This is a genomic window from Siminovitchia terrae (genome assembly GCF_003605405.2).
In the GTDB taxonomy this organism is placed as follows: domain Bacteria; phylum Bacillota; class Bacilli; order Bacillales; family Bacillaceae_C; genus Siminovitchia; species Siminovitchia terrae.
In genome coordinates, this window is the sequence record NZ_QYTW02000009.1 from 23,336 (window position 1) to 45,201 (window position 21,866).

22 protein-coding genes are annotated in these 21,866 nt (G+C 41.7%); 16 read left to right on the forward strand and 6 right to left on the reverse strand.

Annotated elements, in window-relative coordinates; genetic code table 11:
• The first annotated feature begins 96 nt into the window (after positions 1-96).
• Positions 97-846, forward strand: a complete 750-nt coding sequence (locus D5F11_RS10795; protein WP_120116340.1) for an ABC transporter ATP-binding protein — start codon at positions 97-99, stop codon at positions 844-846.
• On the forward strand, positions 830-2,053 hold the full coding sequence (locus D5F11_RS10800; RefSeq protein WP_120116342.1) for an ABC transporter permease: 1,224 nt from the start codon (positions 830-832) through the stop codon (positions 2,051-2,053). Before D5F11_RS10795 ends, D5F11_RS10800 begins: the two co-directional genes overlap by 17 nt.
• 280 nt (positions 2,054-2,333) lie before the next feature.
• On the opposite strand, the gene D5F11_RS10805 is transcribed toward D5F11_RS10800, so the two are convergent.
• The 3 genes from D5F11_RS10805 to D5F11_RS10815 form a co-directional block, all read right to left on the reverse strand.
• Positions 2,334-3,545, reverse strand: coding sequence for a M20 family metallopeptidase (locus tag D5F11_RS10805; protein ID WP_120116344.1), 1,212 nt, complete (start codon positions 3,543-3,545; stop codon positions 2,334-2,336).
• 147 nt (positions 3,546-3,692) lie between these two features.
• Positions 3,693-5,087 carry a hypothetical protein gene (locus D5F11_RS10810; RefSeq protein WP_120116346.1) on the reverse strand — a complete coding sequence of 465 codons (1,395 nt, stop codon included), beginning with the start codon at positions 5,085-5,087 and terminating at the stop codon, positions 3,693-3,695.
• A 103-nt stretch (positions 5,088-5,190) separates the two neighbouring features.
• Positions 5,191-5,706: an antibiotic biosynthesis monooxygenase family protein gene (locus D5F11_RS10815; protein ID WP_120116349.1), complete on the reverse strand. Its 516-nt coding sequence runs from the start codon at positions 5,704-5,706 to the stop codon at positions 5,191-5,193.
• Positions 5,707-5,946: 240 nt separating this feature from the next.
• On the opposite strand from D5F11_RS10815, the gene hemE reads away from it, so the two are divergent.
• The 4 genes from hemE (at position 5,947) to D5F11_RS10835 (ending at position 9,719) form a co-directional block, all read left to right on the forward strand.
• Positions 5,947-6,993 (forward strand): uroporphyrinogen decarboxylase, encoded by a 1,047-nt coding sequence (gene hemE / locus D5F11_RS10820; RefSeq protein WP_120116351.1) that lies wholly within the window; start codon positions 5,947-5,949, stop codon positions 6,991-6,993.
• A gap of 25 nt (positions 6,994-7,018) precedes the next feature.
• Entirely contained in the window at positions 7,019-7,954 is a 936-nt protein-coding gene (gene hemH, locus D5F11_RS10825; RefSeq protein WP_120116353.1) for a ferrochelatase, read from the forward strand.
• A gap of 21 nt (positions 7,955-7,975) precedes the next feature.
• Positions 7,976-9,388, forward strand: coding sequence for a protoporphyrinogen oxidase (gene hemY, locus D5F11_RS10830; RefSeq protein ID WP_120116355.1), 1,413 nt, complete (start codon positions 7,976-7,978; stop codon positions 9,386-9,388).
• A gap of 97 nt (positions 9,389-9,485) precedes the next feature.
• Entirely contained in the window at positions 9,486-9,719 is a 234-nt protein-coding gene (locus D5F11_RS10835) for a hypothetical protein (protein WP_126646557.1), read from the forward strand.
• On the opposite strand, the gene D5F11_RS10840 is transcribed toward D5F11_RS10835, so the two are convergent.
• Positions 9,716-10,297 carry a DUF4256 domain-containing protein gene (locus D5F11_RS10840; protein WP_120116357.1) on the reverse strand — a complete coding sequence of 194 codons (582 nt, stop codon included), beginning with the start codon at positions 10,295-10,297 and terminating at the stop codon, positions 9,716-9,718. The genes D5F11_RS10835 and D5F11_RS10840 overlap by 4 nt on opposite strands.
• An 80-nt stretch (positions 10,298-10,377) precedes the next feature.
• On the opposite strand from D5F11_RS10840, the gene D5F11_RS26330 reads away from it, so the two are divergent.
• The 5 genes from D5F11_RS26330 to D5F11_RS10860 all read left to right on the forward strand — a co-directional run bounded on the left by D5F11_RS26330 (position 10,378) and on the right by D5F11_RS10860 (position 15,270).
• A complete protein-coding gene (locus D5F11_RS26330; RefSeq protein WP_185830631.1) occupies positions 10,378-10,536 on the forward strand; it encodes a hypothetical protein in 159 nt (52 codons plus the stop codon).
• Positions 10,537-11,349: 813 nt separating this feature from the next.
• Entirely contained in the window at positions 11,350-11,739 is a 390-nt protein-coding gene (locus D5F11_RS10845) for a hypothetical protein (RefSeq protein ID WP_120116359.1), read from the forward strand.
• A 126-nt stretch (positions 11,740-11,865) separates the two neighbouring features.
• Positions 11,866-12,171, forward strand: coding sequence for a hypothetical protein (locus tag D5F11_RS10850; RefSeq protein WP_120116361.1), 306 nt, complete (start codon positions 11,866-11,868; stop codon positions 12,169-12,171).
• A gap of 208 nt (positions 12,172-12,379) precedes the next feature.
• Positions 12,380-12,952 carry a TetR/AcrR family transcriptional regulator gene (locus D5F11_RS10855; RefSeq protein ID WP_120116363.1) on the forward strand — a complete coding sequence of 191 codons (573 nt, stop codon included), beginning with the start codon at positions 12,380-12,382 and terminating at the stop codon, positions 12,950-12,952.
• Positions 12,953-13,023: 71 nt separating this feature from the next.
• A complete protein-coding gene (locus D5F11_RS10860; RefSeq protein ID WP_120116365.1) occupies positions 13,024-15,270 on the forward strand; it encodes a YhgE/Pip domain-containing protein in 2,247 nt (748 codons plus the stop codon).
• A 409-nt stretch (positions 15,271-15,679) separates the two neighbouring features.
• On the opposite strand, the gene D5F11_RS10865 is transcribed toward D5F11_RS10860, so the two are convergent.
• Positions 15,680-16,243: an SCO family protein gene (locus D5F11_RS10865; protein ID WP_244862185.1), complete on the reverse strand. Its 564-nt coding sequence runs from the start codon at positions 16,241-16,243 to the stop codon at positions 15,680-15,682.
• 234 nt (positions 16,244-16,477) lie between these two features.
• Between D5F11_RS10865 and D5F11_RS10870 the strand changes: the two genes are divergently transcribed.
• Positions 16,478-17,560: a quinone-dependent dihydroorotate dehydrogenase gene (locus D5F11_RS10870; RefSeq protein ID WP_120116369.1), complete on the forward strand. Its 1,083-nt coding sequence runs from the start codon at positions 16,478-16,480 to the stop codon at positions 17,558-17,560.
• 96 nt (positions 17,561-17,656) lie between these two features.
• Here D5F11_RS10870 and yhfH read toward each other — a convergent pair whose 3' ends face one another.
• Entirely contained in the window at positions 17,657-17,785 is a 129-nt protein-coding gene (gene yhfH / locus D5F11_RS10875; protein ID WP_120116371.1) for a protein YhfH, read from the reverse strand.
• Between the two features lie 355 nt (positions 17,786-18,140).
• On the opposite strand from yhfH, the gene D5F11_RS10880 reads away from it, so the two are divergent.
• The 4 genes from D5F11_RS10880 (at position 18,141) to D5F11_RS10895 (ending at position 21,724) form a co-directional block, all read left to right on the forward strand.
• Positions 18,141-18,875, forward strand: coding sequence for an MBL fold metallo-hydrolase (locus D5F11_RS10880; RefSeq protein WP_120116549.1), 735 nt, complete (start codon positions 18,141-18,143; stop codon positions 18,873-18,875).
• Positions 18,876-18,915: 40 nt separating this feature from the next.
• Positions 18,916-19,167 (forward strand): hypothetical protein, encoded by a 252-nt coding sequence (locus tag D5F11_RS10885; RefSeq protein WP_126646558.1) that lies wholly within the window; start codon positions 18,916-18,918, stop codon positions 19,165-19,167.
• Positions 19,083-20,075, forward strand: a complete 993-nt coding sequence (lplA, locus tag D5F11_RS10890; protein ID WP_120116374.1) for a lipoate--protein ligase — start codon at positions 19,083-19,085, stop codon at positions 20,073-20,075. Before D5F11_RS10885 ends, lplA begins: the two co-directional genes overlap by 85 nt.
• A 131-nt stretch (positions 20,076-20,206) precedes the next feature.
• Positions 20,207-21,724, forward strand: a complete 1,518-nt coding sequence (locus D5F11_RS10895; protein WP_120116376.1) for a fatty acid--CoA ligase family protein — start codon at positions 20,207-20,209, stop codon at positions 21,722-21,724.
• Positions 21,725-21,866: the final 142 nt, after the last annotated feature.

A 21,866-nucleotide genomic window follows, 5' to 3' on the forward strand; every position in this document is an offset into this window, starting at 1 on the left:
GGCAAGACCTATAAGAGGTAAAATTCACCAGTTGTTAGTGCTTGCACGATTGTTTTTTGTTACAATGAAATCAGTTGAACGAGAGGACGAATGAGAATGTCTTTATTGGAAATCAAAAACCTTACCGGTGGATATACGAAAAAGCCGGTATTGAAGGATGTCTCTTTTTCTATGGAGGAAGGGACGATAATCGGCTTGATCGGACTGAATGGGGCTGGAAAGAGTACGACAATTAAGCATATTATCGGCTTGATGGAGCCGCGTTCAGGGAATATCACCATACATGGTACCCAGTTGGAAGAGGATCTGGTCAAATATCGGAAGCAGTTTTCCTTTGTGCCTGAAACACCGGTCCTGTATGATGAATTGACACTTGAGGAGCATTTGCAATTGACCGCAATGGCCTATGGATTATCGCAGGATACATATGAATCAAGGGTTATGCCACTGCTTAAGGAGTTTCGGCTTGATAAAAAAATGAAATGGTTTCCTTCCCATTTTTCCAAAGGCATGAAACAAAAAGTGATGATTATGTGTGCCTTTCTCATTGAACCGTCATTGTATATCATTGATGAGCCGTTTGTAGGGCTTGACCCGCTCGGAATTCAGTCGCTGCTTGAATTGATGGAAAAGATGAAGGATAAAGGGGCGGGCATATTAATGTCGACTCATATCCTGTCGACGGCCGAGCAATTTTGTGATGGATTCGTCATTTTACATGACGGCATGGTTCGGGCAAAGGGGACTTTGGAAGAGCTGCAAGAACAGTTCGGCATGCGTGGTGCAACTTTGAATGACATTTATATTCAATTGACAAAGGAAGAGCCTGATGAAGCAAATAAATGAGCTATGGCCTGAAAGGCTTCAGGAATTTATAAAAGAAATGCGCCGTTACTTCAAATATATGTTTAACGACCATATGAGGTTTGTCTTGATATTTGGAGGCGGTGCAGCCATTTATTATTATTCGCAATGGGTGAAGCAGCTCACGCCGGAATTTCCGATCAGTCTTGTTATGTCGCTAATTTTAGCTTTCTTCCTGACCATTAGTCCAATCATTACTTTGTTAAAGGAAGGGGATATGGTTTTCTTATTGCCACTGGAGAAAGAGCTGTCGGATTATTTCAGAAAAGGGATGAGACTCAGCTTTACTATCCAGGCGTACCTGCTGCTGCTCGTACTTGCCGCACTCATGCCCATGTATTTTAAAGCAACGGGTGCTGGTTTGGTTTCTTTTCTATATTTATTCGGATTGCTTCTACTTCTGAAATATTGGAATTTAAGGCTTCATTGGGATACGATGAAAACGACGGAGCAGGGGACTCAAATCGCGGATCCGCTCATTCGCTTTATCCTGAATGCATCGGCGCTTTATCTTATTATTGAAAAAGCTTCGTGGTGGTTCATATTGGCGGTTCTTTTGATCATGGTAGCTTTTGCTCTTTTTATAAGGGCTTCAGTGAAAAACAAGTTGCTGAAATGGGAGCTGTTGATTGAAAAAGAACAAGGCAGGATGCAAATGTTCTATAGGATGGCAAATATGTTCACGGATGTTCCCCATTTAAAAAGTAAGGTATGGCGAAGAAAATGGCTGGATCCTGTTTTTCGATTTATTCCATTTGGAGACAAAAACACTTTCCGCTACTTATATTCAAGGACGCTTGTTCGGACTAGCGAATATTCAGGGCTGATTGTCCGACTCACGTTGATTGCTGCTGTTATTTTATTTTTTGTTAATAACTTATACGTGGCAGTTGGCGTTTCCCTACTCTTTCTATATTTGACGGGCTTTCAGCTTCTTCCCATTTTTAAGCGGCATGATACCAAGGTCTGGATACATCTATATCCAGTACAGCCCATCTATAAAAAGGTAGATTTTTATCGTTTATTGATCCAAGTGCTCGTCATTCAGGGGCTGGTGTTCGGGGGGGTAACTGCATTGGGTGGAAGCTTTGTCAACGCCGGACTGGTTCTAATGGTAAGCCTTTTGTTTGCGTTTATTTTCGGTAAGCGTTATGCCCCTGGGAGAATTAGGAAAATGGAACAATATTAAAAGCACTCGCCCCGCGAGTGCTTTTCGGGTTTCAGGAATTTAAAGGTTGTGAATCTATCCAGCGCACTGCTTTCAGTTACAGCAGCTATCGACTGACTCGGATGTACAGGAAGTAAAAGTCAAGCGGAGCAAGAGAGGTACTTTCTGAACAAGCGAATGCCAAGTCCGAAGAATTCAGTCAGTTCTTTCAGATAGCTTCCTTAAAACTCGCTTATTTTGCTTGCTCTTTCTTTTTTCCATTTAGTCTCAAACTGCAAGTCAATGGACAAAGCTTACACTTTTAAGGGATAGCAATAGATTCATCTTTTGGAAGTTCCTGTTTTTGATATTCAACAGCAGCTAATGTCAAAGTTTTAGCCCCTAAAAGCATTGACTTTTCGTTGATATCAAATTTCGGATGATGATGCGGGTATGGAGATTCGGTATCATCGGGTTGGGCTCCAGTGAAAAAGAAGGTACCTTTTACATGTTGTAAATAATAAGCAAAATCTTCTCCGCCCATTTGTTGTTCCAATTCTTCTACATTTGTGACCCCCGCAACGTCTACCGCTAGTTTTGCCAAAAATTCTGTCTCTTGTTTATGGTTTACGACTGCCGGATAGCCGCGGTAATAATTGTATTCATATCCGCAGTCCCCATTGGCGAGACAAGTCCCTTTTACAACCGCTTCAATTTCTTGCTCAATTAAATCACGGACCTCTTCACTGAATGTCCTGACAGTTCCTTGTAGTTTGGCAGTATCCGCAATAACGTTGAAGGCGTTCTCGGCAATGAAAGAACCAACCGAAACAACTGCCGATTCAACAGGGTTTACCCTTCGGCTTACAATTTGCTGAAGGTTCATGACAAGCTGAGAGCCAATCGCAACTGCATCCTTTGTTTTATGCGGCATAGCCCCATGGCCTCCCCGGCCTTTAATCAGGATTTCAAAGCGGTCTGCAGCAGCCATGAATGGGCCTGTACGATAACTAATCGTTCCATGAGGGATCTCCGCCCATAAATGCGTTCCAAAAATGGCATCTACACCATCCAGGCAGCCGTCTTTAATCATGGAGATGGCCCCGCCAGGTGCGAACTCTTCGGCATGCTGGTGAATCAATACATACTCACCTGAAAGTTCTTCCCTGAGTTCATTCAGAACCTTACCGATAATCAATAATGATGCTGTGTGACCGTCATGACCGCATGCATGCATCACACCTGGGACCATTGAACTAAACGGAAGGCCGGTTTCTTCTTGAATCGGAAGTGCATCAAAATCGGCGCGCAATGCAACGGTTTTACCAGGATTTCCGCCTTTGATCCGCGCAACGACACCGTTTCCTCCCACATTTGTTTTTACATCAACCCCTAGTTGCTTGTAAAAGTCAGCAATATAGGCTGCTGTTTCGGTTTCTTCGAATGACAATTCGGGATTTTGATGCAGGTGGCGTCTAATTCGCACCATTTCATCGTAATATTCTTCTAATTTTTTAAATAGAGCCTGCTCCAATGAGAACCACCACCTATTTTTTATTTAAAATGATTATAGCATAGAGGAAGTCTTATATCTTTATTTGGAGAACTAGAATAAAAGTGACCGAACCACAAAGAAAGTAAGGAAATGTAGCAGATAAGCCCATTTCCTCAAATAGATTCGTTATATGAAAAACAAAGCGGCAACGGTTGTAACGAATAAGCCGATGATGACAGGGACAAGGTTGCGCCTTGCCAGTTCAAAAGGATCGACATTGCAGATGGCAGCCGCAGGTATGAGTGCCCAGGGAATAAGTGTTCCTCCTCCGATCCAGATTGTTGTAATCTGCCCTAACGCTGTCAAAGAGGCTGTACCAGATCCGATGGCTTTGCCGAATAGTGCGGCAATGGAACCTGTTAGTGGAAGGCCGGAGAAACCGGAGCCGTCCAATCCTGTAATCACTCCGACTGCAGCAATTGTAAAAGCTCCCAATGATTTAGTGATAGGTACAACAGCTGCAAGGGCTGTTCCAAGGTCATTGATAATCCCTTCGGAACCTTCAGGCAAGGGGCTGCCAATCATTTGTTCAAATCCGCCTCCACCGAGATAGAAAAATGCGGCAATGGGAATAACTGGGCCAAACACACGAAAGCCGAATTGCAACCCTTCTATGAGGAATTTTGTTGTTTTTTCCAATGCCTGCTGTTTATGGGCTGCTATAGATGTGAATATTAGTATTAATACGGATGTGCCGCCAATGAGGGCTGTGGCTTCGCCGCCCTGAAGCTTTAAGGTGAACATCATGATTATATTGGCTACAAATAAGAGGGGAATGATTGCTGCGAAGATGCGCTTGACGGGAAGGGGAAGTTCGCTTTCTTCATTTTTTTTCAAGATTTCTTCTGCTGAGAACTTTTTTAAAGAATCAAGCTTTCCTTTCTTCATATCTCTCTTTAATAGGACGAAAGCGGTGACTGTTGTGACAATACCCATTATGATGATAAGGGGAATGCTGGCTGTGATAACGTCTGAAGCAGTGATCCCGGCTGCGTCACCTGACAGTTTTGGTGCGGCCTGAATGATGAAATCACCGGATAAAGCAATCCCGTGTCCGAACAGATTCATGGCCATTGCGGCACCGAGAGCTGGAAGGCCGACGCGGAGGGCGACGGGCAGCAAGACAGCTCCCATTAGAGCAACAGCAGGAGAGGGCCAAAAAAACCAGGAAATAATCATCATAACGATTCCAATCGTCCAAAAGGCGAGTGTTGGTGTTTTGATGATTTTAGCAAAAGGTGAAATCATCAAATCATTGATTCCTGTTGCCATCAACACCCGGCTCATAGACGTAATGATAGAAATGACTAGGATTATGGACAGAAGTTCGGAAATGGCATACATGAAACTTGAAAAAATCCCGCTGATGGATGCGGCTATGGATCCTGTTGCGGTAAGTCCAAGCAGAAAAACACCAGCTATGCAAATAATCGTGATATCGCGTCTGAAAATCATCATCAGAATGGTAAAGCCGATGAACAGAAGATAGATCCAATGTAAGGCCGTCAACTCTATTCCCACATTTATTCCTCCCTGCGGCTTCAAATGTCAGTAGGGACAAAAGCCCAAAATCCCATACTTCATCATATGATGGCCAGGGCATGGTGTGTCAGCATAATCAGGCCTAATCTGTATTTATCTCATCTTCATCGTCTAGCACGAAGACAGACAGGTAAGAAGGTCCGGAAAAGATATTTGTGCTCTTAGCAGATTGGATGGCCTTAGAATGAGAATCGGCGAATAGAGAAGATTGTTTCCAGTCTTTAAATGCTTCCTCGTCCTTCCATATCGTCATGGCAATGTACGTGTCATTGGATAGTGGACGAAGTAGCCGAAAGGCAGTGAAGCCGGGAAGCGCTTCGATTTTTTTCATTTGCTCTGTGAACGTATATTCAAAAACGGGACGGTTTTCTTCACGTACAGGTATATGGTTGCAAGCAACGAAGCCTTTCTGTTCAAGCCGCCCAGAAGAATGGATGGCTTCGTATTTTCTGGGTGATTGAAAAATCGTTTTTCCTTCGGTTTCGTGCCACAATTGGCAGGTGTCTGCATTTTGCATTAAAAGCATGCAGTCCTCCGGATGTTTGTCTTTCATTTTTTTTAAGAAGAAAAATGTTCCAGTTGTAATATATGTGTACATTCAAGACACCTCTTTCATATAGAGTACTTATTTACATGAGTCTACCCAAATGGGGAGAGGACAAAACAAAGCAAGGAAGCTTGTGAAAAAAGCACAAATTTATGACAACCCCGCATCCCGCCTATACTTTGGATAGGAAAAGTAATATAGTAGGCATGAGTCAATCACATGTACTATTATATGAGTGGAATTAGATTATTTTTATATACGAGAAAAACCTGAAAGGTGGCTTCCTTGTTCATGGGTAAAATCACAAACGATACATTTTTAAGGGCTGCGAAAGGAGAGAAAACGGATCATGTACCTGTTTGGTATATGCGCCAGGCTGGACGTTCTCAGCCGGAATATCGGGAACTAAAAGAAAAGTACTCTCTTTTCGAAATTACGCATCGTCCGGAAATTTGCGCTTATGTAACAAGGCTTCCGGTAGAAAACTATAATGTGGACGCGGCAATTTTATACAAAGATATCATGACCCCGCTTCCTGCGCTAGGCGTGAATGTGGAAATCGTCGGTGGGGTTGGCCCTGTTATTGATAACCCGATTCGTTCTGCAACTGATGTTGAAAAACTCGGTGAGCTTCATCCGGAAAAAGATATTGATTATGTTTTAGAAACAATCAAGATTTTAACGGAAGAGCAATTAACGGTCCCATTGATTGGATTTGGAGGGGCGCCATTCACGTTGGCGTCATATATGGTTGAAGGAGGCCCTTCTAAAAATTACCATAAAACGAAAGCGTTCATGTATTCGGAGCCAAAAGCGTGGTCGCTATTGATGGATAAGCTTGCTGATATGACGGTGGTTTATTTGAAAGCACAAATCCAGGCAGGAGCAAGCGCCGTCCAATTGTTTGATTCATGGGTCGGTGCGCTGAGCCAAGCAGATTACCGAACGTTTATCAAACCTGTTATGGAAAAGATATTCACCGAATTGAAAAACGAGAATGTCCCGCTTATCATGCATGGAGTAGGAGCCAGCCATCTTGCGCTGGAATGGAATGACCTACCGCTTGATGTGGTCGGTCTTGATTGGAGACTGCCGATTGCTGATGCACGTAAGCTAGGCGTTACAAAAGCGGTACAAGGAAACCTAGATCCTGCTGTACTTATTTCTTCGTGGGATGTCATAGAAGAAAGGGCAAAAGAAATCATTGATCAAGGGATAGAAAAGCCGGGCTTTGTTTTCAATCTTGGCCATGGAGTTTTCCCGGAGGTCAAACCGGAAACACTGAAAAAACTGACTGCATTTGTTCATGAATATAGTGCAGAGAAACTAAAGCAGTAATCTTTTCCAGAAGGAGAGCAGCAAGATGCCGAAAAAGAAAATGGGATTGCTAGTTATGGCATACGGAACTCCATATAATGAAGATGATATTGAACGTTACTATACTCATATAAGGCGCGGGAGGAAGCCTTCTCCTGAAGCATTAGAAGATTTAAGGAACAGATACGAGGCGATCGGAGGAATTTCACCGCTGGCAAAAATTACCGAAAATCAAGCCTATGGACTTGCTGACCGGCTGAATGAAGTCCAAGATGAGGTGGAATTCAAAGCATATATCGGATTAAAGCATATTGAGCCATTTATTGAAGATGCCGTACAGAAAATGCAGGACGATGGAATTAAAGAGGCCGTATCGATCGTCCTGGCTCCTCATTTCTCTACTTTCAGCGTCAAGTCGTATAACGGACGTGCACAAGAAAAGGCCGTTGAATTGGGAGGCCTTGAAATTACGTCCATTGAAAGCTGGTACAAAGAACCGAAATTCATCGATTACTGGGTCAGACAGGTAAATGAGGTTTACGATAGCATGCCGAGTGATGAACGGGAGGTAGCCTGTTTAATTGTATCTGCACACAGCTTACCTGAGAAAATTCTTCAATTTCACGATCCATATCCTCAGCAATTGCAGGAGACAGCAGACCTGATTGCAAAAGGAGCTGGTATTAAAGATTATGAGGTCGGGTGGCAAAGTGAGGGAAATACACCCGAGCCATGGCTCGGCCCGGATGTGCAGGATTTGACACGCGATTTATACCATCAGAAAAAGTACAAGGCTTTTGTTTATATACCGGTGGGATTTGTTTCAACCCACTTGGAAGTGCTCTATGATAACGACCACGAGTGCAAAGCAGTGACAGATGAAGTCGGCTCAGCATACTACAGGCCTGCAATGCCAGATGCGCAGCCTGAATTTATTGATGCACTGGCGACAGTTGTTTTAAAGCAACTTGGAAAACTTTAATTAAAAGAAGGCGATTTCGGTTTGGCAGAAGACAAGAAAAAAGTTGTTGTGATCGGTGGTGGAATAACTGGTTTATCAGCAGCGTATTATTTACAAAAAACAATTCATGAAAAGAAGCTACCATGTGATGTCTTGCTTGTGGAAGCGAGCCATAAACTTGGAGGGAAATTTCAAACAGTTTATAAAGATGGATTTACAATCGAACGCGGCCCGGACTCCTTTCTTGAAAGGAAAAAGAGCGCGGCAGAACTTGCTATAGATGTCGGCTTGAAAGATGAACTGGTGAACAATACAGCGGGACGGTCTTTTGTACTTGCCAACGAGAAGCTCCATCCAATGCCCAAGGGGGCAGTTATGGGAATTCCGACGAAAATCACGCCTTTCATTACAACTGATTTATTTTCTATCCAAGGTAAAATGAGGGCGGCTGCAGATTTTGTCATGCCTCGCTCAAAAGTTTCGGGGGACCAATCATTGGGCGGCTTTTTCCGCAGACGCCTAGGGGATGAAGTTGTGGAAAATTTGGTTGAACCACTACTTTCAGGCATTTATGCGGGTGATATTGACCGGCTTAGCCTAATGTCCACATTTCCGCAATTTTATCAGGTGGAACAGAAATACAGAAGTTTGATCATGGGGATGAAAAAGACAACACCTTCTGGACCGAAAAAGGAAGTAAGTGCAAAGAATCAAGGGATTTTCTTAACTTTGAAAGGCGGTTTGCAGTCGCTTGTCAAAGCAATTGAAGAAAAACTCGAACCTTCTTCGATATTAAAAGGAACACGTGTTGTTTCAATAGTGAATAACAATGAAAAAGGGTACAAACTTCAACTGAATAACGGAGAGTGGCTCGAAGCGGACAGTATTATTCTTACTCTGCCTCATTTTGCACTGGCAGATTTGTTTCCTGATAATCCTGTCATTCAAGGGATGAAGGAAATGCCTGCCACTTCTGTAGCAACGGTTGCGATGGCCTTTGATGCGAAAGATGTCGATGATCACTTGGATGGGACTGGTTTTGTAGTATCAAGAAACAGTGATTATACGATCACGGCATGTACCTGGACGCATAAAAAATGGCCGCATACAACACCAGAAGGAAAAGTTCTGTTGCGTTGCTATGTTGGCCGTGCGGGTGAGGAAACCGTTGTAGATTTATCAGATGAAGAGATAGAAAGAATTGTTTTGGCAGATCTGAAGCGGACAATGGATTTATCGGCAAAACCAAATTTTACGATTGTAACACGGTGGAAACAGGCCATGCCGCAATACACTGTCGGCCATAAAGAGCGGATTGATAAAATCAAATCTGATTTCCAGAATAATATGCCTGGGGTATTCATTGCCGGCAGCTCCTACGCAGGTTTGGGAATTCCTGATTGTATTGACCAGGGAAAAGCAGCGGTAGATGATGTTTTACGGCACATTCATTAAAATGGAGGAGCGGTTCTGAAGACCGTTCCTCTTATTTTTTCGGGTGTTCGGATGATCATGAGGGAAAACTCGATGGTTAATTGCTAGAAATTCTTCTGTGAAAATATACCCTTATAGATTTAACTTCATTCAGCAGAAGTCTCCCACTTCTGTAAGTGGTGAGATAAATGCCTATTGGTATTCCATTCAGTGGGGGTCCAAACCCCGGCTGAATAAAGTGAAAGCCTCCGGCGGATGCCACAGATTTTCAGAGGAAATTTATCGAGCGGAGCTCGATAAAATCTGGGCGCGAATACGTAAGGTGCATTTGATCACTCAGATTCAAATTTAGACCCTTAGCGAGCAGCGGAACCCTCTGCCACCAAAGTAGGCGTCCGCGCCGTTATGATACAAGAAGACGTGTCCGAAACGAAAATCGCAAAAAAGCGCACCGCCGAGTTCTCTAATATCAGAGGGAGTTTGCACCCAACTTGACGTTTTCATATCGAAATTCTCAAGTTTCTGCAACTCTCGATATTGTTCTTCCGTTAACAGTTCAATGCCCATGGCGGCTGCCATATCAATAGCGTTATTTTCAGGTTTATGTTTTTTTCTTGACTCCAGCCCTTCACGGTCGAAACAAACACTTCTGCGACCTTTAGGGCTTTCCGCTGAACAATCACAAAAAATGTATTCATCCTTCTTTTTATCATGACCAACAACATCCGGTTCACCGCCGGTTCTTTCCATTTCATTGAGCGACCAAATTTTTTCAGCATTAGCATCCAGCTTTGCTTTGACTTTAGTCCATTCAAGACCTTTATGGCGATGCATGTTTTTTTCAAAACGAGTTTTTAATACACTAAGCAACTCTTCGCGTTGTTCTAATGACAGCTCCTTTTTATTGCTGATTTTATCACTCTTTGTCATGTTCGATTCTCCTTTATTGTTTTTACTCATAATAGTTTAACTTCATTCAGCAGAAGTCTCCCTCTTTTGTAAGTGGTGAGATGAATGCCTATTGGTATTCCATTCAGTGGGGGTTCAAACCCCGGCTGAATAAAGTTAAAGCCTCCGGCGGATGCCACAGATTTTCAAAGGAATTTATCGAGCGGAGCTCGATAAATTCTGGGCGCAAATACGCCAAGGCGCATTTGATGGATATGTAAATATTTGTTTTGTAACAGTCTTTTAATAGCTGTGTAAATTCAGTGTATAATAAATTATATGGTTAAGTAAATCCATTCCTCACAATGGTTCTTGAATGATGCAACGTGAACACTTGTTTAAAAATTATTCTTACAGGGGTTAGTGGACAGGTTGATTCAAAGATTGGGAGCTAATGCAGAAAAGGATGTTACAGCCTATTAAGGTACAAGGGACTTTATCCAAGTATTAAGGGAAGATATCGTTCTTAAGTAACTTCCGTTGTAGATGAGATTCAAGACAATTACTAAATCTGTACTCCTAAAATACATAACTGATTTGAAACAATATTCGGCTTAAGAAATGTTTACCATGCCATTATTTCTGGAGTGGCATATCACGCGTTTTGTACACTTAGTTTGGCCAAATCATAGGCTAATTGTATCCTATCCTTTATAAAGACTTGCTTTTTTTAGGGGTAATTTACATGATCTTGGAAAAATATAAGAATATGAATTTGTTGAAAATATAGCTGTCGATTCGATATTAGAAGGTAAATTGCTAAGGCATATCCGATGGTTAACACAGGAATCGAGATAACAGCTAAAGAACTAGGGCGAAGAAATAATTTTGCAACACCTGATACATAAAAATTAGAAATAAACTACAAATCGCTTTTGAAGCTGAGATTGGTACGAGATACGACAAGGAAGAGGCCTGTTATTCAGCCCATAAAAGTATCAATCAATTTTTTCGCAAAAATGAAAACAGATGTTAACTCGGAATGTACAATCTAGGTAAAGAATGATACAACTGAAGAAAAGGAGAGCATTAATATGGGGTATTCTGAAATTGCAGTAATACTGTTCGTTTATAGTGGACTCATGACTTTCTTTTTAATCCCTTTTCAAAGGAGAGCACACTCAAAAAGTTACCAACAGAATCAGATATCCTTCATATCAATTTTTAAATCTAGTTTAGTTAAAATGATTTTTCACAAAAAGGCTATTTTAGCTTTAACCTTATTAGGATTTATGTTAATTAGCATTTGGTTAGGATATGCTGGCGTAGAAGACCATTATAATGCTCACAGTGGTTATTCTTCAATAAGCACAAATTTCAAAGCTATATATACTATTTGCGGTGTATTTGTATATACAGTTGTTCTTTTATTGCTTCTCGGATATGTGAGAACATTAAAAATCGTAAAGAGTACAAACAAGTAAGAATAGAAATAAGTTTTTCTGATTTCAACTTTAATGATCAAGATTATTTATATGGTAGCCTTTTTGGGAAGAAGGAGCTTATTAATGATGCAAATAATGAAAGTGATGTGTTACTAAGAGTAAAAGATGACAAGGGTAATGTTATCATTGATGAGTTTCAAGTATCATCTGACAAATCATCAAATTAGAAAGTTTAACTTCATTCAGCAGAAGTCTCCCACTTCTGTAAGTGGTGAGATGAAAGCCTATTGGTATTCCATTCAGTGGGGGTTCAAACCCCGGCTGAATAAAGTTAAAGCCTCCGGCGGATGCCACAGATTTTCAGCGGAAATTTATCGAGCGGAGCTCGATAAATTCTGGGCGCAAATACGCCAAGGCGCATTTGATAGATATGTAAATATTTCTTGTGGATGTTACCTTCTTTATGCCTAGATTGGTCACAGATTAGTATGAATGGAGATTTGAAGAAATCTATAGTGCTGAATTTTCACACTAATAAAAGGCTACTTTCTAATTGGGTTTCCACTATTCCCCAATACCTTTTTTGAGGCTCATTCTTGCCTCCATTTTAAAACTGTGTTATATTTTGAACAAAATGACTATTTTGGTTTTTTAGTCAATGATAAGCGAGGTGAAATAGATGGCTGTTGACCGAAAGCAGCTAATCGTTGAAGCGGCAACAAAATCATTTTCTCTGTTCGGGTATAAAGCCACGACGATGGATCAAATTGCAAAGATAGCCAATGTCGGCAAGGGAACGATCTATACTTTTTTCGAGAATAAAGAAGAATTACTTGCCGAAATAGTGACTGCTTTAATCAAAGAAATGAAAGCTGAAGCAGAAGAAACAATCCGGGATGATTTATCATTCCATGAAAATGCCAACAGAGCTATCTATCGTTTGCTAGAGTTTCGGAAAGATCACCAACTCACGATTAAACTGTTTCAAGAGGAAAGGGAAATCGGTACTCCGACTGTCATGGAAGTCATCCAAAGGGTCGAGGGAGCGATTATCAACTATATAAAAGATAAAGTGGAGGAAGCGATACAAAAAGGTGAAATCAGACAATGCGATCCAGAAGTTACAGCTTACATTATGTTGAAGATGTATGTTTCTCTAATTTTTGACTGGGAAAAATGTCATCAGCCATTGGATAAGGATAAGATAGCATCTTTATTCGAATTTTATCTGTTTAAGGGATTGTCCAAGTGATAGTCCTTGTTTTCACAATAAAAATGACTAAATGAGGAAAATGGTCATTCAGTATCGAGGGGAGAACAAAAGTGAAAAAATCGTTATTTATTGCTGAGTGGAAAGAGATTTTCCGTAATAAAAAATTATTAATACCTATTATTGCTGTGATGATGATTCCAATTCTGTATAGCGGTATGTTTTTATGGGCTTTTTGGGATCCATACGATAAATTGGAAGATCTGCCGGTCGCCGTTATTAATAATGACAAAGGAGCCGAATTTGAAGGAGAAGATCTTCAACTGGGATATGAGCTCGTGGAAAAATTAAAAGAAAACGACCAGTTTTCTTTCCAGATTATTAAACAGAAGGAAGGTTATAAGGGGTTAGCGTCGCAGGATTATTACATGTTGATTGAGATTCCAAAGGATTTTTCTGAAAATGCAACTACCTTGATGGATGAAAATCCGAAGAAGTTGGAACTGAATTATGTGCCTAACGAAGGGTACAATTTCCTGTCTGCTCAAATTGGAGAAACTGCTATGAAAGAAATTAAGTCAGCAGTTTCCAAGGAAGTGACTGTTACATACGCTGAAACGATGTTTGACAAAGTACAAGAGATGGCGGATGGATTTGAGCAGGCGACTGAAGGAGCCAACGAACTAAGTGATGGAACGGAAAAAGTAAATGAAGGCTCGAATAAATTGAAAGAAAATTTGAGTTTGCTTGCTTCTAAATCAATCGAATTTCAAGACGGCGTATCCCAAATCAAGTCAGGGGCCGGAGAGTTGTCATCTGGAACTGAAAGCTTATCAAATGGCCTTGACCAACTTGCTAGTGGTCATAAACAGCTCGTAGATGGAACGAAATCAGCACGGGAAGGAGCTAAGAAACTAGCTTCAGGTTCGGAAAACTTGGAAGAGGGGCTTATGCAGGCTGAGGGTTCAATGGATGCAATTATTTCCGGTACTAGCCAAATTTATGATGGAACAGGCCAGTTGGCCGAAAAGCTTCAACAATTCCAATCCGGTGCAAGCACAGTTTCTCAGGGGGCAAATCAACTGAATGCAGGAATTGTCCAAATGAAGGAGCAGATGAATGGAATTGATGGAAAGCTTGCAGCACTGCCAATTCCTGATGAAGTAAAGGCGCAGTTGGCAAATGAGTTAAAAGGGCAGCTTCAGGAAGGGATATCTAAATTGGAAGCCGGGAGTGCTGAATTGGCGGCAGGGACAGAACAATTGAAGTCGTCCGCCGGTGAACTGCAAAAAGGTGCTGCTACTCTAAATGAGAAAGTCGGCCAATTGAACGATGGGCAACAACAGTTACAGTCTGGGTTGGGTGAACTTTCCCGTGGATCGGGTGAGCTTTTACAAGGGGCAAATCAGCTAGCTGGAGGACAAGGCGAGTTGCTCAATGGAATGTCAACTTTTGATCAAAAGTTGAATGATGCAAAGTCGGGGGCTGCAGAGCTGAATAACGGGGCAAAACAGTTGAACGGCGGAATGGAAAAATTGACGGAAGGGTCAAGCCAGCTTGGTGAGGGAAGCAAGCGGCTGGCAGAAGGCTCTGAAGAGCTATCGGATGGCATCCAACAGCTTGATGATGGAGCTGCCGAAATGAAGGAAAAACTGGGCGATGCGGCTAAGAAATCAAGCTCTATCCATGCCGATGACCAAACATATGATATGATGGGCGAGCCTGTAGAAGTGGAAAACCATCCAATGAATAAAGTTCCTAACTACGGAACTGGGTTTGCACCATACTTCTTGTCGCTTGGATTATTTGTCGGCGCCTTACTTTTATCGATTGTATTTCCGTTAAGGGAACCGGCCAGCAGGCCTAAAAATGGCTTTTCCTGGTTCATTGGGAAATTTGGAGTGGTTGCGATTGTTGGTATTTTACAATCACTGCTTGCGGTAGTCATCATGCTGTACGGTCTTGAAATTGAAGTGAAAAGTGTACCGCTTTTTATTTTGACAACCTTCGTAACAAGTATGGTATTTGTGGCCTTAATCCAGTTTCTTGTCACATTGCTTGGCGACCCAGGCAGATTCATTGCCATCGTCATCTTGATTTTGCAATTGACAACGAGCGCAGGAACCTTCCCACTTGAACTGATCCCGCATGAATTGCAGTGGTTCAACGCTCTGTTACCAATGACTTATTCCGTTCAAGCGTATAAAGCGGTTATTTCTAGCGGGGATTTCAGTTTCATGTGGCATAACCTAGGAATTCTGGGTGGTTTCCTTCTTGGCTTTATGATTTGTACGTTAGGTTTTTTCATTTATAAACATAAGAAGCAATATGCTGTGAGCCATATGGCTGAGGAAGCATAAAAAATGCGGAAGAAAGTCCCGATTGGGCTTTTCTTCCGCACTATTTTTTTATGAGTAAAGAAAGTATAAAATTAGATGAAATATTTAGTTCGAATTAAGTTTTTATATGTCTAGCTACGCCGTACAGGACGTACAAGTGCAAGCAAAGCGACAGGACGTCGCGTACTGAGCCTGCCAGCGCCTTGGTCAGCCCCTCGAGGTCACAAGTCACGCGGAAGTTTATTCAGGAAGAAATGTGCTCCTGCGGCACAGCTTATTCAAGGAAGCATATGTTTCCCTCGTCGCAAAGCTACATGAAGCATACTCAAGGAAGCTTTTCACGATGTAATTGAAATTAGCAGCTTTCCTGTGGCGGCTGAGGAACTCCCTCATCAAAATTCGCCTTGTGCTTGTCGGCCTTTCACTTTTCTTATAGAGAAGCTTTTATATCTTTAATGATCTGCTTGAATGGCACTTCTTTATCCCCGGGATATTCCCCGATCAGTTCCCCCTCTTTATTAAAAAGATAGAAGCTGACTCCATGGATGACCTGGTCGTCATCTCGTGGTTTTTTCACGACTGTTTTAAAATTTTTCGGTGCATAATTTTCGATTTCTTCTTGTGAATACCCTGTAAGGAAGTGCCATCTGGAAAAATCGGCTTCAAAGGATTCACCGTAGTCTTTTAGCACTTCAGGAGTGTCAATTTCCGGATCCACACTAAATGATACAAAATGGACATCGTCCAGTCCCTTTTCCTTTACTTTTTTCTGCAGTTCGCTCATATTCATCGTCATTGGGGGACAAACCGTCGTACAGTTCGTGAATACAAAATCGGAGACCCAGACCTTACCTTTTAAATCCTTAAGCCCGAAACTGTTCCCATCTTGATCTGTATAATTGAAATCTTCAATGGGGCTGCCACTCTTCGGGGAAGAACAGGCGCTTAATATGAGAAGAAAAGATATAAAGATAACGGAAAAAACTTTTTTCAAAAAAAACCCTCCCGAAAAACACACATATTTTGCATCCATTATACCTAATATATGCAACACATTGGCAGTAACAGGCCAATGTTCAGAAATAATTCATTTAAAAGTAAATCTGGTGAATTTTTTACTTGCCGGACAAAAATGAAGGCTTTCCCTTATTGAGAGTCTCGAGAGATAGTGGTAATATCAATCCGAGAAAAGAATTCGAAACGGTATATTAGAAAGGCGTGAGGAGTCATATACCCTCTGATAAAGAAATTTTTATTTAAGATGGATCCTGAAGAGATGCATCACCGTACCGTCTCCGCATTGAAGCTTGCGGATAAGGCGGGCGGAAAAGCATTGTTGCGGTCAATGTATCAGGTTGATGACGAAAGCTTGGCAATAGATGTTTGTGGAATACGATTTCCAAATCCGGTAGGATTGGCTGCCGGATATGATAAGAACGCTGAGGTTTATCATGCGCTGTCCGCCATGGGTTTTGGCTTTGTAGAGGTGGGGACGATAACACCGGTTGCGCAGTCTGGAAACGAAAAGCCGCGGCTTTTCCGTCTTGTTGAAGACAGTGCGGTGATCAACCGCATGGGGTTCAATAATGATGGGGCAGAGGCTGTTAAAAGGAACCTGCACCATTATGAAACTGCAGGTGTGCCGATTGGAATTAATATTGGCAAAAATAAGGTAACTCCCAATGATGAAGCATCAAGCGACTATGAAAAGTGCTTGGACATCCTTTATTCGTACGGACATTATTTTGTGATTAATATTAGCTCGCCTAATACTCCTAATTTGCGTGACTTACAGGAAATAGAGAGTCTCAAACAGTTAATTTCTTCGATTCAGAGGAAAAAGGCTGAACTGGAGTCAAATGGCGCAGCGAAAAAGCCGATTTTCTTAAAAGTGGCTCCTGATATGACTGATGAACATATGCGCGATGTTGTACATGCTGCTGTGGATGAAGGTCTTTCCGGAATTATTGCTACAAATACGACTCTGTCCAGAAAAGGGCTGGCTTCAAAAGCCTATGTTGAAGAAGCTGGCGGCCTCAGTGGTCTCCCGCTCAAAGAAAGGTCAACCGCATGGATTAAGGAAATATATGAAGAAATCGGCGATCAGGTACCTATTATTGGTGTTGGCGGTATATTTAATGGAGAGGATGCCTATGAAAAAATCCTTGCTGGCGCAAGCCTAATCCAAGTGTACACAGGGATGATTTATGAGGGTCCGGGAATCGTCAAATCTATTAATACAAGATTGCTGGAATTGTTGAAGAGAGATGGATTTACAAATATTAAAGAGGCGGTTGGAGCAGGCCGTTAGAGAGAGGATGGAGCTGTCATTGGGCAGTTCCATTTTTGTATTATAACAGATGAAACAATAAAAAAATAACCCCCAGCGGTGGGGGAGTATGTCAGCTTATTTAAAATCTAAGCACTTATCGCATTTTGTTCCATAGCACTCGTGTTGTTCTGATACGGTTTCTCCGCATTCTGTACATTTCTTTGGAGGTAAATTTTTAAAAAATTCAACTGCATTTTCGATCATTTGAATGTCCACTCCCTCAAATTTGTTATACAACGGTGCTTCGTTGTTTATATTGTATTATAACAGTTGTTTTTCTGTCAACAGGAATTTTCTTTTTTTCTGCTAAAAATTTAAAAATCTAGTATAGTAAGGATTAACTTCATTTAGCAGAGGTCTCCCACTTCTGTAAGTGGTGAGATGAATGCCTATTGGTATTCCGTTGAATGGGGGTTCAAAACCCCGGCTGAATAAAGTTAAAGCCTCCGGCGGATGCCACAGATTTTCAGAGGAAATTTATCGAGCGATGCTCGATAAAATCTGGGCGCAAATACGCCAAGGCGCGCATTTGATCGAAGATCGGAAGGGAGGGATGAAGATGGAACTGACCATTATTGGACACTGGGGTGGATTTCCGAAAAAAGGGGAAGCAAGCTCAGGATACTTGTTGACTCATAACGGTTTTCATTTGCTTATAGATTGCGGAAGTGCTGTCCTATCCAAGCTCCAGACCATAATAAGTGCTGAGAGGCTGGATGGAATGATTCTTTCGCATTATCATGCGGACCATACGGCGGATATTGGTGTAGTCCAGCACGCCCTTTATGTTGGAAAGTTCACTAACCAGTATGACAGAACTCTCCCCATCTATGGTCATATGCTGGATCTGGAGCGCTTTAATCAGCTTTCTTATAAAGATGTAACAGCAGGGATAGCTTATAAACCTGAAGAAATATTACATATTGGTCCATTTCGGATATCCTTTTTGCAAACACATCATTCAGTTCCCTGTTTCGCTATGAGGATTGAGACAGATGGAAAAGCTCTTGTGTATACAGGCGATACTTCATACTTTAAAGAACTGGAGGATTTTGCTAGAGGGGCTGATGTATTGCTTTGTGAATCGAATTTTTATAAAGGGATGGATGGAAGTGCTGCTGGTCATATGACGAGCGAGGAAGTTGGAATGACTGCTCATCAAGCGGGTGTGGACAAGCTCATCCTGACACATCTGCCCCATTTCGGAGATCTGTCGAGGCTTAAAGACGAAGCTGCAGAACAGTTCACAGGTGAAATTCTCATGGCTTCGGAAGGGCTGAAAATCATAATTTAACTTCATTCACCAGAAGTCTCCCACTTCTGTAAGTGGTAAAATGAATGCATATTGGTACTCCATTCAGTGGGGGTTCAAACCCCGGCTGAATAAAGTTAAAGCCTCTGGCGGATGCCTCAGATTTTCAGAGGAAATTTATCGGGGCTCGATAAAATCTGGGCGCAAATACGCCAAGGCGCATGTAATGGTAAAGGGGAAGAAGATAACATGCTTTTTATTGATAATCAAGGTATTACGGATCCGCGAATCAATCTGGCTATTGAGGAATTTGCCCTTAAAAACCTTGAAATGAAGGACGACGGGTATTTACTCTTTTATATTAATGAACCTTCAATCATCATCGGCAAAAACCAGAATACAATTGAAGAAATCAATACAGATTATGTTGAAAAAAATGGTATCCATGTCGTCAGGCGGCTGTCAGGAGGCGGAGCTGTTTATCACGATTTGGGAAATTTGAATTACAGCTTCATCACGAAGGATGAAGGGGATAGCTTCATGAATTTCCGGAAGTTTACTGAACCCGTTATTCAGGCATTGGAGAAGCTTGGAATAAAAGCGGAATTGCAAGGAAGAAATGATATCCTGGTGGAAGGTCGAAAAATTTCTGGAAATGCCCAGTTTGCGACCAGAGGGCGCATGTTTACCCACGGGACATTGCTGTTTGATTCCGAAATCGAAAATGTAGTTTCCGCATTGAAGGTTCGGAAAGATAAAATCGAATCAAAGGGGATCAAGTCAATCAGAAGCCGTGTAGCAAATATCTCGGAGTTTCTGGAAGAAAAAATGACCACCGAGCAGTTTAAGGAACTCCTTCTCCGTTATATTTTTGACGGACAGGATCCAATTCCAGCGTATAAGTTGACAGAAGATGATTGGAAAAAGATCAATGAAATTTCGAAAAGCCGATACCAGAATTGGGATTGGAATTATGGGAAATCTCCTAAATTTAACTTTCAGCATTCACGCCGTTTTCCTGTAGGCCAAATCGAATTCCTTTTGGATGTGAATAAAGGCCAGATTACCAACTGTAAAATTTTCGGGGACTTTTTCGGTATCGGGGATGTAAATGATATTGAAGAGCGGTTGATAGGAGTAAAATATGAAAGATCGGAAATAGCTAAGGTTCTTGAAAATGTAGACATCCAGCATTATTTCGGAAACGTTACAAAGGATGAAATCATTGAGCTGTTATATTAAGAGAGGAGTCACAGCCTGAAAAATAGGGTTGTGACTTTTTTGAACTTTTATTATAATTAAAAATAGTAATGCATCTGGGATTTTTAACGCCAAAAAAATGAATGATCGTTCATTCAATAGGAGGAAACGTTATGAATTTACCTGATAGTTTACTAGAGGCAGCAATGAAAAACCGTGAAAATACCGCCTATTATTTCATGGATAAGCAGACGACCTATGAAGAACTGAATGTGTCTGTCAATAAGTTTGCAAGCGGGTTAGCAAAAGCGGGAATAGGAAGAGGGGACCATGTTGCTCTTCTGCTGGGTAACTCCCCGCATTTCATTATTAGTCTTTATGGGATTATGAGAGTTGGAGCGACAGCGATTCCGATCAATCCAACCTATACTCCGTCCGAAATTGCCTACATATTGAAAGATGGAGATGTAAAAGCCGTCATCGCTTTGGATCAGATGGTTCCTTATATCGAAAAATTGAGGACGGCGGCACCGAAAATTGAACATTATATCATTTGTGAAACGGGAGCTCAATTAACCGAAGGAATGGAAACGTTTTCTGAAGTTCTCCATTCAGGAGATAGCGATTTTATACCAGTACCTGTAAATAGCGAGGAAACGGCCGTCATTTTATATACATCTGGAACGACTGGAAAGCCTAAGGGTGCGATGCTGAGCCATGGAAATCTATATTCCAACGCACGTGATATCCGGGACTATTTGAAAATGGATAGTAAAGATACGGTCATTACAACGCTGCCAATGTTCCATGTATTCAGCCTGACTGTAGTTTTGAATGCTCCGCTTATAAGCGGATCGGCTCTGATTATCGTACCAAAATTCAGTCCGAAGGAAATTTTCCGAGTTGCCCAAAAATATAAAGCAACCATCTTTGCAGGGGTTCCGACGATGTATAATTTCCTATATCAGTATGCGGGAAGTAACCCTGGTGACTTTTCCTCTATGAGGCTATGTATTTCAGGAGGAGCGTCCATGCCAGTCGCTTTACTGAAAAATTTTGAAGAAAAATTCGATGTAGTTGTTTCTGAAGGATATGGATTATCGGAAGCTTCGCCAGTCACCTGTTTTAATCCGCTTGACAGACCCCGAAAGCCTGGATCGATCGGCACATCTATTTTCAATGTGGAAAATAAGGTAATGGATGAATTTGGAAATGAACTTCCTATAGGAGAGGTGGGAGAATTGGCGGTACGTGGGCCAAACGTCATGAAAGGGTACTATAACATGCCCGAAGAAACATCAGAGACTATTCGTGAAGGTTGGCTGTATACGGGAGATTTGGCAAGAATGGATGAAGAAGGTTATTTTTATATAGTTGATCGTAAGAAAGATCTTGTCATTGTTGGGGGGTATAATGTATATCCTAGAGAAGTGGAAGAAGTTCTGTATAAACATCCTGGTGTTCTGGAAGCCGCAGTGATCGGCGTGCCCGATGCGGAACAAGGAGAAACAGTGAAAGCTATTATTGTACCAAGGGATAAACAAGTGGATAGGGCGGAGCTGCATCAATTTCTTGCTGAAAGACTGGCTTCGTATAAGCTGCCTAAATTCATCGAGTTTCTTGAAGAACTACCGAAAAACTCTACAGGCAAAATAATGAAAAGGGATTTGAAAAATCGAGTTCTTCAATGATCACGGATGCTCTCTTCCGTGATTTTTTTAGGTGAAAAGTTATAAGATTAAACGAATTTTTATTCGAATAATGAGCTTTAGACGCCTAGCTCCTACAAAGAGATTGCGTCCTGAGCCTGCCGACGCCATGGGTGAAAGGATC

Bases quoted from the DNA above. Each gene is read 5' to 3' on its own strand.
- D5F11_RS10795 (WP_120116340.1), top strand. From the start codon at position 97: ATGTCTTTATTGGAAATCAAAAACCTTACCGGTGGATATACGAAAAAG.
- D5F11_RS10800 (WP_120116342.1), top strand. From the start codon at position 830: ATGAAGCAAATAAATGAGCTATGGCCTGAAAGGCTTCAGGAATTTATA.
- D5F11_RS10815 (WP_120116349.1), bottom strand. From the start codon at position 5,706: ATGTACACATATATTACAACTGGAACATTTTTCTTCTTAAAAAAAATG.
- hemE (WP_120116351.1), top strand. From the start codon at position 5,947: ATGGGTAAAATCACAAACGATACATTTTTAAGGGCTGCGAAAGGAGAG.
- hemH (WP_120116353.1), top strand. From the start codon at position 7,019: ATGCCGAAAAAGAAAATGGGATTGCTAGTTATGGCATACGGAACTCCA.
- D5F11_RS10840 (WP_120116357.1), bottom strand. From the start codon at position 10,297: ATGACAAAGAGTGATAAAATCAGCAATAAAAAGGAGCTGTCATTAGAA.
- D5F11_RS26330 (WP_185830631.1), top strand. From the start codon at position 10,378: ATGAATGCCTATTGGTATTCCATTCAGTGGGGGTTCAAACCCCGGCTG.
- D5F11_RS10845 (WP_120116359.1), top strand. From the start codon at position 11,350: ATGGGGTATTCTGAAATTGCAGTAATACTGTTCGTTTATAGTGGACTC.
- D5F11_RS10850 (WP_120116361.1), top strand. From the start codon at position 11,866: ATGACAAGGGTAATGTTATCATTGATGAGTTTCAAGTATCATCTGACA.
- D5F11_RS10855 (WP_120116363.1), top strand. From the start codon at position 12,380: ATGGCTGTTGACCGAAAGCAGCTAATCGTTGAAGCGGCAACAAAATCA.
- yhfH (WP_120116371.1), bottom strand. From the start codon at position 17,785: ATGATCGAAAATGCAGTTGAATTTTTTAAAAATTTACCTCCAAAGAAA.
- D5F11_RS10880 (WP_120116549.1), top strand. From the start codon at position 18,141: ATGGAACTGACCATTATTGGACACTGGGGTGGATTTCCGAAAAAAGGG.
- D5F11_RS10885 (WP_126646558.1), top strand. From the start codon at position 18,916: ATGAATGCATATTGGTACTCCATTCAGTGGGGGTTCAAACCCCGGCTG.
- lplA (WP_120116374.1), top strand. From the start codon at position 19,083: ATGCTTTTTATTGATAATCAAGGTATTACGGATCCGCGAATCAATCTG.
- D5F11_RS10895 (WP_120116376.1), top strand. From the start codon at position 20,207: ATGAATTTACCTGATAGTTTACTAGAGGCAGCAATGAAAAACCGTGAA.